Genomic DNA, 14,821 nt, shown 5'->3' with positions numbered 1-14,821 from the left:
ATTGTAATTCAAGAAATTATCGTTTCTTCAAGTAGTTTGAAGTCGCTGAAAATGAATCTACAAATAGGTTATTATCTAAAATATAAGTTTTTATCTAATAATCATTTAGACAAGTTTATAATTAAAACTTAAATATATAACTATTTATAAAATCAAAATTATTAATATGAAAATATTGGTTACTGGCGCCGCTGGATTTATTGGATTTCATTTGGTTAAAGACTTACTTGTAAAAGGTATCAATGTTATAGGTATTGATAATATTAATGATTATTATGAAGTTAATTTAAAATATGACCGTTTACATGAATTAGGAATCAACAGAGAATCAATTTCTGAGGAAGGAAAATCAAGTAATAGCGTAAGTTATGAAAATTTTAAATTTGCCAAAATTGATATAATCGATTTAAAAAGCTTAGAGAATTTATTTGCCCAAGAAAATTTCACTCATATTGTTAATTTAGCTGCTCAAGCTGGGGTTCGTTATTCCTTAGAAAACCCGCATGCTTATATCCAGTCTAATGTAGTAGGTTTTGTCAATATTCTTGAGTGTTCAAGAAAATATAAAATAGAGCATTTAGTGTATGCTTCAAGTTCTTCTGTTTATGGAATGAATGCTAAGATTCCTTTTTCAGAAGATGATAAAGTTGATTTTCCAGTAAGTCTATATGCTGCTACTAAAAAAAGTAATGAACTGATGGCACATACATATAGCCATTTATATCAAATACCTACAACAGGATTACGATTTTTTACGGTTTATGGCTCTTATGGAAGGCCAGATATGTCACCAATGCTTTTTGCTGATGCAATTTATACAGGAACTGCTATAAAAGTTTTTAATGGTGGCGATATGTTGCGTGATTTTACTTATGTAGGGGATATAGTTAAAGGCATTGTAAAAGTAATTGAAAAAGCACCTAACCAGCACAATACTCAGCCTTACTATAATCTTTTTAATATTGGAAATTCAAAACCCATCCAGTTAATGGATTTTATCAGGACAATGGAAAAATCCATTGGTATTGATGCTAAACTAGAAATGTATCCGATGCAGCCTGGAGATGTAAAAGTTACTTATGCAGATACGTCAAAATTAGAATTGTTAACTAGTTATAAGCCAAGTACAGAATTGAAAGAAGGGGTAAGTAAATTTGTAGAATGGTACAAAAGATATAAAAAATAATGAGCCAGTCTAAAAACTTACTAAAAAATACTTTAATTTACACTATAGGAAATTTTGGGTCTAAAATATTAACTTTTCTTTTATTGCCTTTTTTTTCATTCTATTTGAATTTATCTGATCTTGGTACATATGATTTAGTAGTATCGTCTCTTAGTGTATTAGTTCCAATAATAACTTTGCAAGTGTCTGATGCAGTATATAGATGGCTTCTAACATGTGAAAAAGATGATTTTCATTATAAAAGAAAGATTATTTCAAATGGCTTTGCAATAATTACTATTGGAGTAATTATATTTAATTTGTTTTATTATCTCTTAGCAGCTTATTTAAAGCTTCATCTTACAAAATACTTTCCTATTCTGATAATTACCTATTCTTTCATGCCTTTTTTTCAATGTATTTTGAGAGGTCTTGGAAGAACAAAATTGTATTCTATCACTAGCTTAATAAATGCTTTTTTGATTTTAGTATTGAATGTGACTTTTTTAGTGTTTTTCAAATTAAAATTGGAGTCATTATTTATAGCATTAATTATAGCAAATTCAACAACTATTTTCTTTATTGCTTTTCGAGTTAAGATTTGGAAGTATATTTTGTGGGTCGAATTAAATTTATTTAAAATTAAAGAGATGCTGAGATTTTCTTTGCCTTTAGTCCCTAATATGATAAGCTGGTGGTTAATCAATGCATCTGATAAATTTATAATTTTATATTTTCTTTCTGCAGAATATAATGGTATTTATGCGGTTTCAAGTAGATTTCCTACTATATTGACTCTTTTTAATTCTGTTTTTATTCTTGCTTGGCAGGATCATACTATTGCGACTAAAGAAAAGGATAAGCATTTATATGATACAAAGGTATTTGATCGATATGTTAATTTTGAATTATCGATGGCTTTGTTTTTTATTGCAACATCACAATTTTTAGTAACTCATTTAATAGATAATAAATATTATGATTCATATAAATACATGCCTTTTTTATATATAGGCGTAGCTTATTCAGCTTTTTCTGGATATTTTGGAGCGGCTTTTTTGAGAGAAAAAAACACCAAAGGAGTTTTCATTTCCAGTGTTATGGGAGGAATGATTAATATAATAATTAGCTTTATGTTAATGAAGAAAATAGGGCTATATGCTCCGGCATTAGGAACTTTTGTTAGCTTTTTTATTATGTTTTTTATTCGGGTTAGACAAACAAAAAATTTTTTCTTTGTTAAGGTTAATTACCTGAAACTATTTTGGATGACCATTTTATGTATCTGTTTTTCTTTAATGCTTCTTTTGAATATATATTGGATAAATTATATTTTAATGGTAATATCTTTAATTTTAGCATTAATTATGAATAAAGAAATATTTGTTAAAATTTATAAAAAAATAGTAACCAAATAATATTATGAAGAAAATTTTAATTGTAAATGAAGGTTTTAGTGATAATTTAGGTGATCAGGCAATTAAAAAAAGTATGTTGAAATTATTTGTAGATCTGGGTTATGAAGTTGATTTTTATTATTATTCAAAACCATTAATTACAAGTTGCCCCAATTATTATTATTTAAATAGTTCAAAAAAAACATCAAGATTAATACAACTAAGATTAAAGTGGAAAAATAATATTATTTTAAATTTAGGATTAATTTTTAAAAATTATTTAGCTGTTCTTAAATGGTATTTTAAAAATAAAAATTTAATTAAAGAGAGAATTAAAAGTAACGAATACCATTATGTTATTATTGGTGGAGGACAATTGATAAACTCTTCTGATAGAATTTCTCCAAGTTTATTTTCTATCGCTGCTTTTACTTGGGCTAAATATACAAATAAGTCTGTTAAGCTTTGTTTCGTTGGAATTGGTGTAGCTGCCAAGTTTAATTTTTTCGAATTTTTCTTATATAAAAGGGCTTTAAAAAAAGCAGTTAAAATATGGGTTAGAGATGAATTTTCAAAACAGGTTTTAAGTGAAAAATTTCAGGTCGTATCAGAAGTTATTCCAGATGTGGCATTTTATTTGTTTGTTGAGGAAGACAAGATTAAAAATAATTTAGCATTAGTTGGTATTTTTAGTTTTCATGAATATAATGTGAAACATAATAAAGATAAAATTACTATAGATTCATTTTATAATAGTTGGGTTGAGAAGATTCAAAATTTAATTTCATTAGGTTATGATGTTGGTCTGTTCTATACAACTCAAACAGACAGTATTGAATCTATTAATTTTCAAGAATATTTGAAAGCAAATTATGGGTTAGATATACCATTACTCAATGCAAATAGTTTAAGTGATTTAAATCAAATCTTTTATAATGCATCTTTCGTATATTCAGGTAGAATGCATGCATTAATTTTAGGAATGAATCAAAATTGTACGGTTGAAGCATTTTTAACGTCAAAAAAATTAAGCTCCTTTGTTAAGGAGTATATTGAATCAAACAAAAGCCCAATAATTTTTAAAGAGGCAGTTTTTAATAATTTGAATACATTTTTTAAATCAGAATGAGAGTTTTAATTATCGCAAGCGGTTTGAATATGGGAGGGATTGAAAACATGTTGCTTTCTTCTATACCATATTATAATGTTCAAGGTGTAAAAATTGATATTTTATGTAAGGTTGGTGGAGAATTAGATAAATCGTTTATTGAGGCTGGAGTAAATCTTATTGATTTTGAAAGAAAGGGAAACCCTCTTTATGAGGCTTATTCTTTAAATAAAATTTTAAAGAAAAAATATTATGACATAGTCCATAGTCAATACAGTCATAATTCTGGTTTTTTTGCAATTATTTGTAAACTCAATTCTGTTCCTTTTTTTATTTCTGTCCATAATCAAAAAGCTATGTTTAAATTGACATGGGAAAAGAAGTTTGGACTTAAGGCTATTAGAAAGATGTATCTAAACTTGCATAAATATTTATCTATTAAAAATTCAGAAAAAATCATTGGGCACTCTAATGCCAATTTAAAGTATTACACCCAGAATTGGGAGAGATTTCCAGACAAATATTATGTAGTATCAAATGGTATTGATTTTTCTAAGTTGGACGATACAGTAGAATTAGACGCAGAAAAAATTAATCGATTGAAAGTTTTTAAAAATATTTCTTCAAAGGTTTTTATACATATTGGTAGTTTTAAAGAACAAAAAAATCATTCTTTTTTAATCGAAGTGTTTAATGATTTAAATCCTAAAAGGAATAATTATAAATTAATTTTATTAGGTACTGGTGAATTATTTTCACTGATTCAAAAAAAAATAAACGAATTAGAATTAGAAGATTATATCTATATGACTGGTATGGAGACTAATATAAAGCCATATATGGAAGTTTCAGATATGTTTTTGTTTCCTTCATTATATGAAGGATTTGGAAATGTTTTGATTGAAGCACAATATATGAGGCTGCCGATAGTTGCTTCAGATATTACCCCACATTATGAAGCCGTAAATTGTGTTTATCATGACTATTTTTTTGATTTAAAAACTAAATCAGATGCATTATCAAAAATAAAAAAAATGATTAATGAGTTTGAAACAAAAGAGTTGTTGGAAAAAAAAGAAATAGCCTATCAGTTTGCCAAGAATTTTTCTGTTGAGAGTATGGTAAATGACATAGTTATGCTTTACAACATTTGCTTAAATAAGGATTAAAATTATTTATTTAAAAATGAAAATAACAAAATAGATTTTGCTCTATATTGAAATCATAAATATTTAATTAATGACATGTAGTTATCAAAATTCACGTGGACTCACCGTTTTAATAGGCATTTGTCTTACCTTTTTTTACTCTATATATGAAGGATGGTATTCCTATTTGATTTTTTGGGTTCTATGTCTTTTATTAGTTTTTACATTTTTGACTTTTAGACATAAAAATGAAAATCGGGTATTGTTTTCTATTTTTATTTTTACTTACTGCTTCTATTCTATTTACATGTATATTACGAATTTTATATATGTAAAGAATCCTCAGATTGATTTTTTTATGATGGTTGATTCGATGAAATTTTGGGAAAACTCTAATTTCAAAATGAATTCTCTTGAAGATGTTTGGGATAAGTTCAATACTGTAGAAACTGCTGTTCTACGATATAAGTTATTTAATTTCATTTCTATTTTTGCTGCGTATCTTTCTCAGTTAACGGATGAAAATAATATATTGGTGCAAAAGCTTCAAAGTGTTTTTTTAGGGGCATTTTCGATGCCTTATATTTATTTAATGCTAAAAAAATATATTAATAAAGAAAAAGCGTATACTTATACATTATTTTTTGCTGTTTTTTCTTTTGTGTGTATATACTCTGTTGTATTTAACAGGGATCCTCATGTCTATTTTCTATATACACTAGGGAGTTATTTAATTGTGTATCATAAAGAAAAAAAATATGTTCTTTTAAAGTTATTTTTTATAATGATTTTGTTAATAGGTTTTAGAATTGAACATGCACTTTTTTTTATTACTTTTTTGGTTACTCATATTTTTATTGTTACTAAAAAAAACAGGACATTCATTATTATTGGTGGTACTGCTGTCGTACTCGTTTTTTCTGTTTTATTTCCATTATTGATTGCTAAATATGATGAAAATACCGAGGCATATCAAAATCAAACGGAGAGGGTAGAGCGAAAGGAAGTATCATTTGGTGCGGCTTTTGCTAATTTACCTCCAGGAATTAAACAAACTTTGATGATGATTAATGGGCAGATTGCACCTGCTGTTCCATTCTGGCGTGGCTGGTTTATAGAAGGCAGTAATTTGGTAAAAGTTAAACATACACAGGAAGGATATTACACTCCATGGCGTTTTATGGAAAGTATTGCTGCGATAGTATGGATTTATATATGGGGTTTTTTAATATATGGATTTTATCGTAAATTATATAAAATTGTAAAAGTTGAATTACTTATTTTATTTGGAATTGCAATTTTATTATTGTTGCTTTCAAGTTCCTCTATTAATACAAGACGGATATACTGTGTATTTCCTGTAATGTTTGTTGTTGCGATGATTTTCTATGAAAAAATAGATAGTGCTATTCGAAAAAAAATTGTTAATTGGATTACACTTTTTTTTATTACAATCTATTCGGCATATTTTGCTATAAAAGGATTTTAAAATAAATAAATATGAAAAATTTAAGCTTTTTATTTTTGTTGATATTTGCAAGTTGTCATTCGCAAATTAAGTACAGCCCTATTCCTGAATTCATGGTTCCAGATAAATACAATTTTGGCTCTGTTTTACTGAACACCATTAATACTAAAGATGAATTTTATGATTTAACAAATAGTCTTCCTAAAAATTATGTTACTGATGCAACTGTTGATTATACTGAATTTTTGCAAAAAGGTCTAAAAGAACACAAAAAAACTATATTCCCTAATTTTCCAGTCTTAATTAATGATGCAGGTTTGGATATTGAAAGTAATTCTACTGTTAATTTTCAAGATAATTCGGTATTGGTTTTAAAACCTAGCAGTAAAGAAACGTATGAAATGTTGAGACTTCATCAGGTTGAAAATATAATTATTAATAATGCTCACATTATAGGTGATCGAGAAATGCATCTAGGAACTACTGGTGAATGGGGTATGGGTATTGCGATTAGGAGCAGTAAAAATGTTAAAATACTAAATTCTAAAATAGAAAAATGCTGGGGAGATGGCATTTATGTTGGTCAAATCTGGATTCGGGAAAAGGGAAAAAAAGCTAAATTGTTGGAGCCATCAGAAAATGTGAATATATATAATACGTCTGTAGATTATTGCAGAAGAAATGGATTATCTATTGTAGCTGTAGATGGAATTAATGTATATAATTCATTATTTGCCAATAGTATCGGTACCTTTCCAAAAGCAGGAATAGATATTGAACCGGGTGAAGTTGATAATGTTAAAATTGTAAATACAAATACCTACAATAATGGGGCACGTGGTATTGATTTGATGTTAAAGGATATTGGAAAAGATAAAAGCAAGAAAATTAATGTAGTTATTGAAAATCATAAAGATCTTTTGTCTGCAACTGGTTTGCGTATAGCGGGATATAAGGATTTGTACCCTTCAAGTACAATAACTCCTATTGAGGGTAAAATTTCTATAATAAATCCTCAATGGGATAAAAATAGCTATGGTACTTTAGTTGTTGAACCTAATCAGTCTCTCGCGCCTCAAATTTCAATTCAAGGATTAAAATCTAAGAGTAAAAATGGAGAAAATTTAAGCGTTTCCAAAATAAAAAAATCAGCAAAAGTAAGTAGTGGCTTAAAAAGTAATGCCAAAATCGATATTAATTAATTTACATAACAAAAAAGTTTTGATAAAAAGTATTCAATTATTACGAACAGTAGCAGCTTTGGGTGTAGTTTTTAGCCACTATAATTTTTATGGTTTAGATACGGGTGGTTTTGGGGTAGATATTTTTTTTATAATTAGTGGTTTTATTATCGCATATATGGTAAATAAAAACACTCATAATTTCATGCTAAAAAGAATTGTACGTATTGCACCACTTTATTATATAGCAACTGCGTTTACATTATCGTTGGCTCTTTTTAAACCTGAATGGTTTAAAAATGTAGTGGTTAACGGAGAAGCAGTTCTTAAATCCATTTTTTATATTCCTTATAGAATTAATAGCAGTGGGCCAATTTTATCTTTAGGCTGGACATTAAACAATGAAATGTTTTTTTATTTTGTCATGTTTGTTTGTATTGTTTTTATTAAAAATAAAAAATTTTTAGTAATAGCTTGCGGTAGTTTAATTGGCCTTTTTTTGCTAAGTCTTTATTTTACAAATACAAATTTGTATGTATTAAATTTTTATAAAAAAGGACTTTTGCCGGAATTTATTTTTGGATTAATACTATATTATTTTTGGGAACTTTATAAATCAAAACAAACACTAGTATTTACTTATGCAGCATTGATTTTAGGGGTTTTGTCATTAGTTTTTATGATTTTTAATGATTTAACACATGAATTTTCTTTTTTAGGGCGTAATATTTCCAGAGGTATCCCAGCCTTGCTATTTGTAAATGCATTTTTAGTTTTGGAAAATTATATCAATGAAGAAAATGTTTTTATAAAATTAGGGCTAAAACTAGGGGATGCAAGTTATGCAATGTATTTATTTCATCCTTTTATGGTTTTTTTCTTAACGAGACTTGTGTATCCATCTACTATTGGTAAATCTGATTTTTTTTTAATCGAGTTTTTTAAATTAATTATTGCTTTTGTTGTTGTCTGTATAGGTAGTATTCTGATATTTGAAATGATAGATAAACCAATACTTAATTGGTTTAGAAAACGAATAAAATAGATTTTTTAATAATTTAAACGATTATCATTTATTGGAGAATTTTAATAAATGATGAAATAATAATATGAAAGCAGTTTTTATACATGATCATTACTTTGTTTTGAATGAACAAGAGAATTTGGTTTACGATGGTTCAGGTGGTGTTTTTGATTACAAATTATGGAATCGATATTTAGCAATTTTTGATTGGTTAACAGTGGTAGGAAGAAAAACGGATAAGCTGCCAAATAAGCTGATCGTTTCTTCTGCAGAGAATGTTGTGTTTCGTTTAATTGATGATTTAAAATCAGGGAAAGACAGATTTATCAAACAAAATATTGTAAAAGAAAAACTTAAAAAGATTATTCAGGAAGTTGATTTTGCAATAATTAGAGTGCCAAGCACTTTAGGATATTTAGCACAATCAGTCTGTGAGGATATCAAAAAGCCTTACATATTGGAAATAGTTGCCTGTCCGTGGGATGCTTATTGGAATTATGGAAAGATAACGGCAAAATTAATGGCTCCTTTCGAATGGTGGAAGCTCAAATCTGTAGCAAATAAATCTCCTGCTTGTGTATACGTAACTAAAGAGTTTCTACAAAGTAGATATCCTACAAAAGGCAAAAGCATTGCAATATCGAATGTAAGAATTGAGAATGTAATCAATCCTGAAATCGCAGAAACTTTTTATAGAACAACTTCTCAAAATGAAGGAGAATTTAGAATAGGCTTAATTGGTTCTTTTCATGTTAAATATAAAGGCCACTTAGAAGCATTAAGGGCATTGAAAAAAATTAGTGATAAAAAACAGATTCCAAATGTAAAACTTTATTTAGTTGGCACTGGAGATTCACAATGGGTTCTAAATCTTGCCAAAAAATTAAAGATTGAAGATAAAGTTGAAATTGTAGGTACTTTAAAAGCAGGTGAAGAGGGTATTCTTCCTTTTTTAGACCAAATTGATTTGTATATTCATCCATCAAAACAAGAAGGCCTTCCAAGAGTAGTTATTGAAGCAATGAGTAGAGGAAGATTAGCTTTAGGATCTTCGGCAGCTGGAATACCTGAATTATTACGCGATTCGTTTTTACATAAGCCCGGAGATTGGAGAAAATTAAGTTTTGATATTGTGAATATATACAATTCGAGAGAAAATTGGGAGACAATATCAAAACAAAATATAGATAAGGCTTGTGAATACATTGAAGAAGTCTTACAACAAAGGAGAAAAGATTTTTTTAGAAATGAGATTAATAAATTTAGAAAATAATGTCTGAATTATATTTGCAAATTAGATATACATTACCTTTATGGTTGGTTTTTTTATTAACATCCTGGCTGCCAGATAATAAAATTTCTTTTAAAATCAGAGGTTTTTTAGCAAAGTTTTTTATAAAAAAATGTGGCAAAAACCTTCAGATAGGTAGAGATGTTACGCTTTTAAATTCTTTTAATCTATATATTGGAAATGATGTTTACATTGCTAAGGGAGGATGGTATAATGCATTGGGTGGATTAACAATTGAAGATGAAGTTGTTTTGGCTCCTTATGTTATTATTAGTACTCTTCAGCATGTTTTTAAAAATAATTCAGTCCGATTTGGAGGGAGTATATCAGGTCAGGTTCATATCGGGAAAGGAACTTGGATTGCGTCTCATTCGTCTATAAAATGCAACACAAAAATCGGAAAAGGAAGTATTGTTGCAGCAAATGCATCTGTTGTGAAAGATATTCCTGATAATGTAATTTATGGAGGAGTCCCAGCTAAATTAATTAAAGAAAACACAGAGGGTAAAGCAACATTATTTACTAAAATGGACTTAGTAAATAATAAAAGAGAGTAAAACAAGTATAAAGAAAGTACATCAACTAATTAATATAATAAGAATGCAAAATAGACCTAAAATAGTATTATCTATCAGCTCCACATTTTGTTTGGGTTTTTTAAGAGGGCAGTCCAAATTTTTAAAAGAAAATGGCTTTGATGTATATTTATTTTCACCTTCTGGTGAAGGTTTAGTTGAGTATGGTGAAAGTGAAGGATGTATTGTAGTTGAAATACCTTACAAAAGAGAAATTTCGTTATTTAGTGATTTAAAATGTCTAATTCTGACCTTAAAGCATTTTCATAAGATTAAGCCTGATATTATAAATGTTGGAACTCCTAAATCAGGACTTATTGGTGTTTTGGCAGCAAGAATACTCGGTATCAAAAATAGAATTTTCACATTAAGAGGATTACGTTCTACAGCAGAGCCCGAAGGAAGAACTAAAAAAATAGTTGAATTTATGGAAAAATTCACTCACAATTGCGCTAATTATGTAATAAGTATAACTCCATCAATGGCAAATTATGCAATTGAAAATAATATTCTTGACAAAAAAAAAGCTGTGATCTTGGCAAAAGCAAGCAGTAATGGGATAAATGTGGAGAAATTTAGTTTAGAAAAAGATAAATTTAGAATAGAAGAATTAAAACAAGAATTTGCAATAAATGAAAATGATTTTGTAATAGGCTTTGTGGGTAGAGTAGTAAAGTCAAAAGGAGTGGAGGAAATCTATAAAGCTTTTGATACTTTATCAAGAACTTATACAAATTTAAAATTATTAGTTATTGGGCCTATAGAAAATACTAGTGACTCAATTTCATCCGTTATTTTGAAAAAGATGGAAGAGAATAAAAATGTCATTTTTACTGGTCAAAGAAAAGATGTAGACTATTTATATCATTTAATGAATATTTTCTCATTACCTTCTCATAATTTTAGAGAAGGTTTTGGTAATGTTGCTATGGAGGCCTCTGCTAGCGGTGTACCTATAGTAGTTTCTAGAGGAGCAGGTTGTCAAGATGCTATTTTAGATGGGGAAACTGGTATTTTGGTTAATCCGATGTCTGTCGAGCAATTAGTAAATGCTTTTGAGTTTTATATTACCAACACTGATATTGCTGTTATACATGGGCTTAATGGAAGAAAATTTGCAGTAAATTTTTTTAAAAATGAAATTATATGGAAAGCTCAGTTAGAATTTTATAACAAACTAATTGTCAATTAAAATGAAAACGATAATAACAGGTGCTTCTGGATTTGTCGGGCAAAATTTATCTCGTTATTTATCACAGCATTTTTTTGAAATAAATTCTATTTCACTAAGAAATTCAGATTGGAAAGATAAGTTTACTGCAGATGCAATTATTCATCTTGCAGGAAAGGCTCATGATACTAAAAACACAAGTGATGCATCAGAATATTTTAAAGTAAATACAGATTTAACTAAAGAATTATTTGATATATTTTTAGAGAGTGATGTTAAAGATTTTATTTATTTCAGTAGTGTAAAAGCTGCTGCTGATGATGTTTCGGATGTTTTGCTTGAAAATACCGTTCCCAATCCTAAAACACCTTACGGACAATCAAAATTGCAAGCAGAAAATTATATTTTATCAAAGGAAATACCAGACGGTAAAAGAGTTTTTATTATTAGACCCTGTATGATTCACGGCCCAGGTAATAAAGGAAATTTAAATTTATTGTATAAAATTGTTTCTAAAGGTTTACCATGGCCTTTGGGAGCGTTTGAAAACAAGCGTTCTTTTTTAAGTATAGATAATTTATGTTTTATTGTCAAAGAATTATTAGAAAGAGCTGATATTTCTTCAGGAATTTATAATATAGCTGATAATGAGCCTTTATCAACTAACGAATTAATAGAATTGCTGGGGCAAAGTTTAGGGAAACAAAATAGAATTTGGAATATTTCAGCGTCATTTATAAAAAAAACAGCTTCTTTGGGTGATATATTAAAACTTCCTCTTAACTCTGAACGTCTTCAAAAACTAACTGAGAATTATGTTGTTTCAAACAAAAAAATAAGAGAAGCCATCGGGAAAGAATTACCTGTTTCGTCTAGAGAAGGATTGTTAATCACTTTTGAATCTTTTAAATAATCAGAGCATCAAATGATAATAGAAAAAACATTTATAAACGATTTAGTTGTTATAAACCCAACCGTGTTTGAAGATTCGAGAGGGTATTTTTTTGAAGCATATAATAAGGCTAAATTCAATGAAAATGGAATCACGTTTGATTTCATCCAAGACAACCAATCCTTTTCTAAAAGAGGTGTAATTCGAGGTTTGCATCTGCAAATCAATCCTTGTGCACAAGCAAAATTAGTTCGTGTACTGCAAGGAGAAATTTTAGATGTTGCTGTAGATCTGCGCAAAAACTCATCAACTTATGGGCAACATTTCAGTGTAATTTTGAATGCTGAAAATAAAAAACAATTAATGGTTCCGCATGGTTTTGCACATGGTTTTTCTGTTCTTAGTGAAACTGCATCTGTAATGTATAAAGTTGATCAAAAATATCATCAGGAAAGCGAGAGAGGAATCCGTTATGATGATCCTACATTGGCTATTGACTGGCAGTTGAATCCAAGCGAAGTTATCGTTTCGGAAAAAGATTTAATTTTGCCTGGTTTTGATGCGATTGATTGGGAGTTCTAGTGAAACGTACAAATTAAGATAAAAGAGTCAAGAAGAAAGAAACAAAAAAAGATAATTTTGAAAAAAATATTAGTAACAGGTTCCAATGGACAATTAGGTTCAGAGTTAAGAAAATTATCTAGTGAGTATAGGAATTATGAATGGGTTTTTACTGATTGGCAAGAACTGGATTTGTGCGATTTGGAAAATCTGAAAGCTAAAATTATTCAAATAAACCCTCAGATTATTATCAATTGTGCAGCACATACAGCTGTCGATAAAGCAGAATCCGAGTTTGAATTGTCTGATATCTTGAATCATAAATCAGTTGCTGTTATGGCAAATTGGAGTAATGAAAATAATTGCAAACTTATTCATATTTCTACAGATTATGTTTTTGACGGTACCGCTTCAGTGCCACTTAAAGAAGAAGCAGATACGAAACCAATAAACGTATATGGGCAAACCAAATTGGCTGGAGAAATTGCCTGTATGCGTGAAAATCCGAATGCAATTATTCTTCGTACTTCGTGGGTATATTCAAGTTTTGGTGCCAATTTTGTAAAAACGATGTCTCGTTTGATGCAGGAAAAGGATAATCTTAGTGTGGTTAATGACCAAATAGGAAGCCCAACATATGCGGCTGATCTGGCCCAAGCTATCCTTACTATTATCAACCATCCAAAATGGGAAGCTGGAGTTTATCATTTTTCTAATGATGGAGAAATCAGCTGGTATGAATTTGCATTGGCTATTAAAGAAATAGGCGTTTTTAACTGTTCGGTTTCGGGAATTCCCAGCAGTGCTTATCCCACTCCTGCTAGGCGTCCTCAATATTCTTTATTAGATAAATCTAAAATTAAACAGACATTTAATGTTGATGTCCCGCCTTATAAGGAAAGTTTAATTAAATGTATGGAATTATTGATGAATGCTTAATTTTGTATGAAGTCTTCTTAACATAAAATAAATGAAAGGAATTATATTAGCCGGGGGGTCAGGTACCAGACTTCATCCATTAACACTTGCGATGAGCAAGCAAATGATGCCAGTGTATGATAAACCGATGGTTTATTATCCATTGTCAACTTTAATGATGGCGGGTATAAATGAAATATTAATTATTTCAACTCCACATGATCTGCCAAATTTCAGGAAATTATTAGGTGATGGATCAGCAATCGGCTGTAAATTCAGTTATGCAGAACAGGCTGTTCCAAATGGCCTGGCACAGGCCTTTGTGATTGGAGAAGAATTTATTGGCTCAGATTCTGTTGCCTTAGTTTTGGGGGATAATATTTTCTTTGGAGCTAATATGCAAGAATTGCTGCAATCGAACACAAATCCTCAAGGCGGAGTTGTTTTTGCATACCATGTTTCAGATCCAGAGCGGTACGGTGTGGTGGAATTTGATAAAAACCTAAAAGCCATTTCTATTGAAGAAAAGCCTTTGGAGCCTAAATCTAATTATGCCGTCCCAGGATTGTATTTTTATGACAATTCGGTTGTTGAAATAGCAAAAAACATCAAGCCAAGTGCAAGGGGTGAATATGAAATTACCGATGTAAATAAAGTATATCTGGAGAAAGGCAGGTTGAAAGTTGGAATTTTAAGCAGAGGTACTGCCTGGCTGGATACTGGAACTTTTAACAGTTTGATGCAAGCTGGGCAATTTGTTCAAGTGATTGAGGAACGTCAAGGATTAAAAGTAGGCTGTATCGAAGAAATTGCATGGAGACAAGGTTTTATAAGTGAACAGCAATTGAAAGATTTGGCAGAACCTTTGAAAAAATCAGGATATGGTGAATACCTTCTTGGACTTTTGAAGTACAAACTTTAA

At 29.2% G+C, this 14,821-nt stretch carries 14 protein-coding genes; all 14 read left to right on the top strand.

The features are described 5' to 3' along the window. Positions 1-166 precede the first annotated feature (166 nt). The 14 genes from ABEG11_RS07340 (at position 167) to rfbA (ending at position 14,821) form a co-directional block, all read left to right on the top strand. On the top strand, positions 167-1,186 hold the full coding sequence (locus ABEG11_RS07340) for an NAD-dependent epimerase/dehydratase family protein (protein WP_348823535.1): 1,020 nt from the start codon (positions 167-169) through the stop codon (positions 1,184-1,186). Next, entirely contained in the window at positions 1,186-2,583 is a 1,398-nt protein-coding gene (locus tag ABEG11_RS07335) for a lipopolysaccharide biosynthesis protein (RefSeq protein ID WP_348823534.1), read from the top strand. The genes ABEG11_RS07340 and ABEG11_RS07335 overlap by 1 nt, the downstream gene beginning before the upstream one ends. Before the next feature lie 4 nt (positions 2,584-2,587). Continuing rightward, the gene (locus ABEG11_RS07330; RefSeq protein ID WP_348823533.1) at positions 2,588-3,691 is read left to right on the top strand and encodes a polysaccharide pyruvyl transferase family protein; all 1,104 of its coding nucleotides are present in this window, start codon (positions 2,588-2,590) and stop codon (positions 3,689-3,691) included. Then, complete coding sequence (locus ABEG11_RS07325) at positions 3,688-4,839, top strand: glycosyltransferase (protein WP_348823532.1); 1,152 nt, start codon at positions 3,688-3,690, stop codon at positions 4,837-4,839. Before ABEG11_RS07330 ends, ABEG11_RS07325 begins: the two co-directional genes overlap by 4 nt. Positions 4,840-5,221: 382 nt before the next feature. After that, positions 5,222-6,307: a hypothetical protein gene (locus tag ABEG11_RS07320; protein ID WP_348823531.1), complete on the top strand. Its 1,086-nt coding sequence runs from the start codon at positions 5,222-5,224 to the stop codon at positions 6,305-6,307. Positions 6,308-6,318: 11 nt separating this feature from the next. Beyond that, positions 6,319-7,488, top strand: coding sequence for a right-handed parallel beta-helix repeat-containing protein (locus ABEG11_RS07315; protein WP_348823530.1), 1,170 nt, complete (start codon positions 6,319-6,321; stop codon positions 7,486-7,488). Beyond that, positions 7,466-8,512 carry an acyltransferase family protein gene (locus ABEG11_RS07310; protein WP_348823529.1) on the top strand — a complete coding sequence of 349 codons (1,047 nt, stop codon included), beginning with the start codon at positions 7,466-7,468 and terminating at the stop codon, positions 8,510-8,512. Before ABEG11_RS07315 ends, ABEG11_RS07310 begins: the two co-directional genes overlap by 23 nt. 64 nt (positions 8,513-8,576) lie before the next feature. Beyond that, the gene (locus tag ABEG11_RS07305) at positions 8,577-9,764 is read left to right on the top strand and encodes a glycosyltransferase family 4 protein (RefSeq protein ID WP_348823528.1); all 1,188 of its coding nucleotides are present in this window, start codon (positions 8,577-8,579) and stop codon (positions 9,762-9,764) included. Beyond that, positions 9,764-10,339 (top strand): acyltransferase, encoded by a 576-nt coding sequence (locus ABEG11_RS07300; protein ID WP_348823527.1) that lies wholly within the window; start codon positions 9,764-9,766, stop codon positions 10,337-10,339. Before ABEG11_RS07305 ends, ABEG11_RS07300 begins: the two co-directional genes overlap by 1 nt. A 43-nt stretch (positions 10,340-10,382) precedes the next feature. Then, positions 10,383-11,549: a glycosyltransferase family 4 protein gene (locus ABEG11_RS07295; RefSeq protein WP_348823526.1), complete on the top strand. Its 1,167-nt coding sequence runs from the start codon at positions 10,383-10,385 to the stop codon at positions 11,547-11,549. A gap of 1 nt (position 11,550) precedes the next feature. Then, positions 11,551-12,441 (top strand): NAD-dependent epimerase/dehydratase family protein, encoded by an 891-nt coding sequence (locus tag ABEG11_RS07290; RefSeq protein ID WP_348823525.1) that lies wholly within the window; start codon positions 11,551-11,553, stop codon positions 12,439-12,441. Between the two features lie 12 nt (positions 12,442-12,453). Then, positions 12,454-13,002: a dTDP-4-dehydrorhamnose 3,5-epimerase gene (gene rfbC / locus ABEG11_RS07285; RefSeq protein WP_348823524.1), complete on the top strand. Its 549-nt coding sequence runs from the start codon at positions 12,454-12,456 to the stop codon at positions 13,000-13,002. A gap of 18 nt (positions 13,003-13,020) precedes the next feature. Then, on the top strand, positions 13,021-13,920 hold the full coding sequence (gene rfbD, locus ABEG11_RS07280; RefSeq protein WP_348823629.1) for a dTDP-4-dehydrorhamnose reductase: 900 nt from the start codon (positions 13,021-13,023) through the stop codon (positions 13,918-13,920). Positions 13,921-13,951: 31 nt separating this feature from the next. Further along, complete coding sequence (gene rfbA, locus ABEG11_RS07275) at positions 13,952-14,821, top strand: glucose-1-phosphate thymidylyltransferase RfbA (RefSeq protein ID WP_348823523.1); 870 nt, start codon at positions 13,952-13,954, stop codon at positions 14,819-14,821.

Source organism: Flavobacterium aestuarii (genome assembly GCF_040049115.1).
Taxonomy (GTDB): domain Bacteria; phylum Bacteroidota; class Bacteroidia; order Flavobacteriales; family Flavobacteriaceae; genus Flavobacterium; species Flavobacterium aestuarii.
Note: the sequence above shows the minus strand (reverse complement) of the source record. Positions and strands in the feature narration are given on the sequence as shown.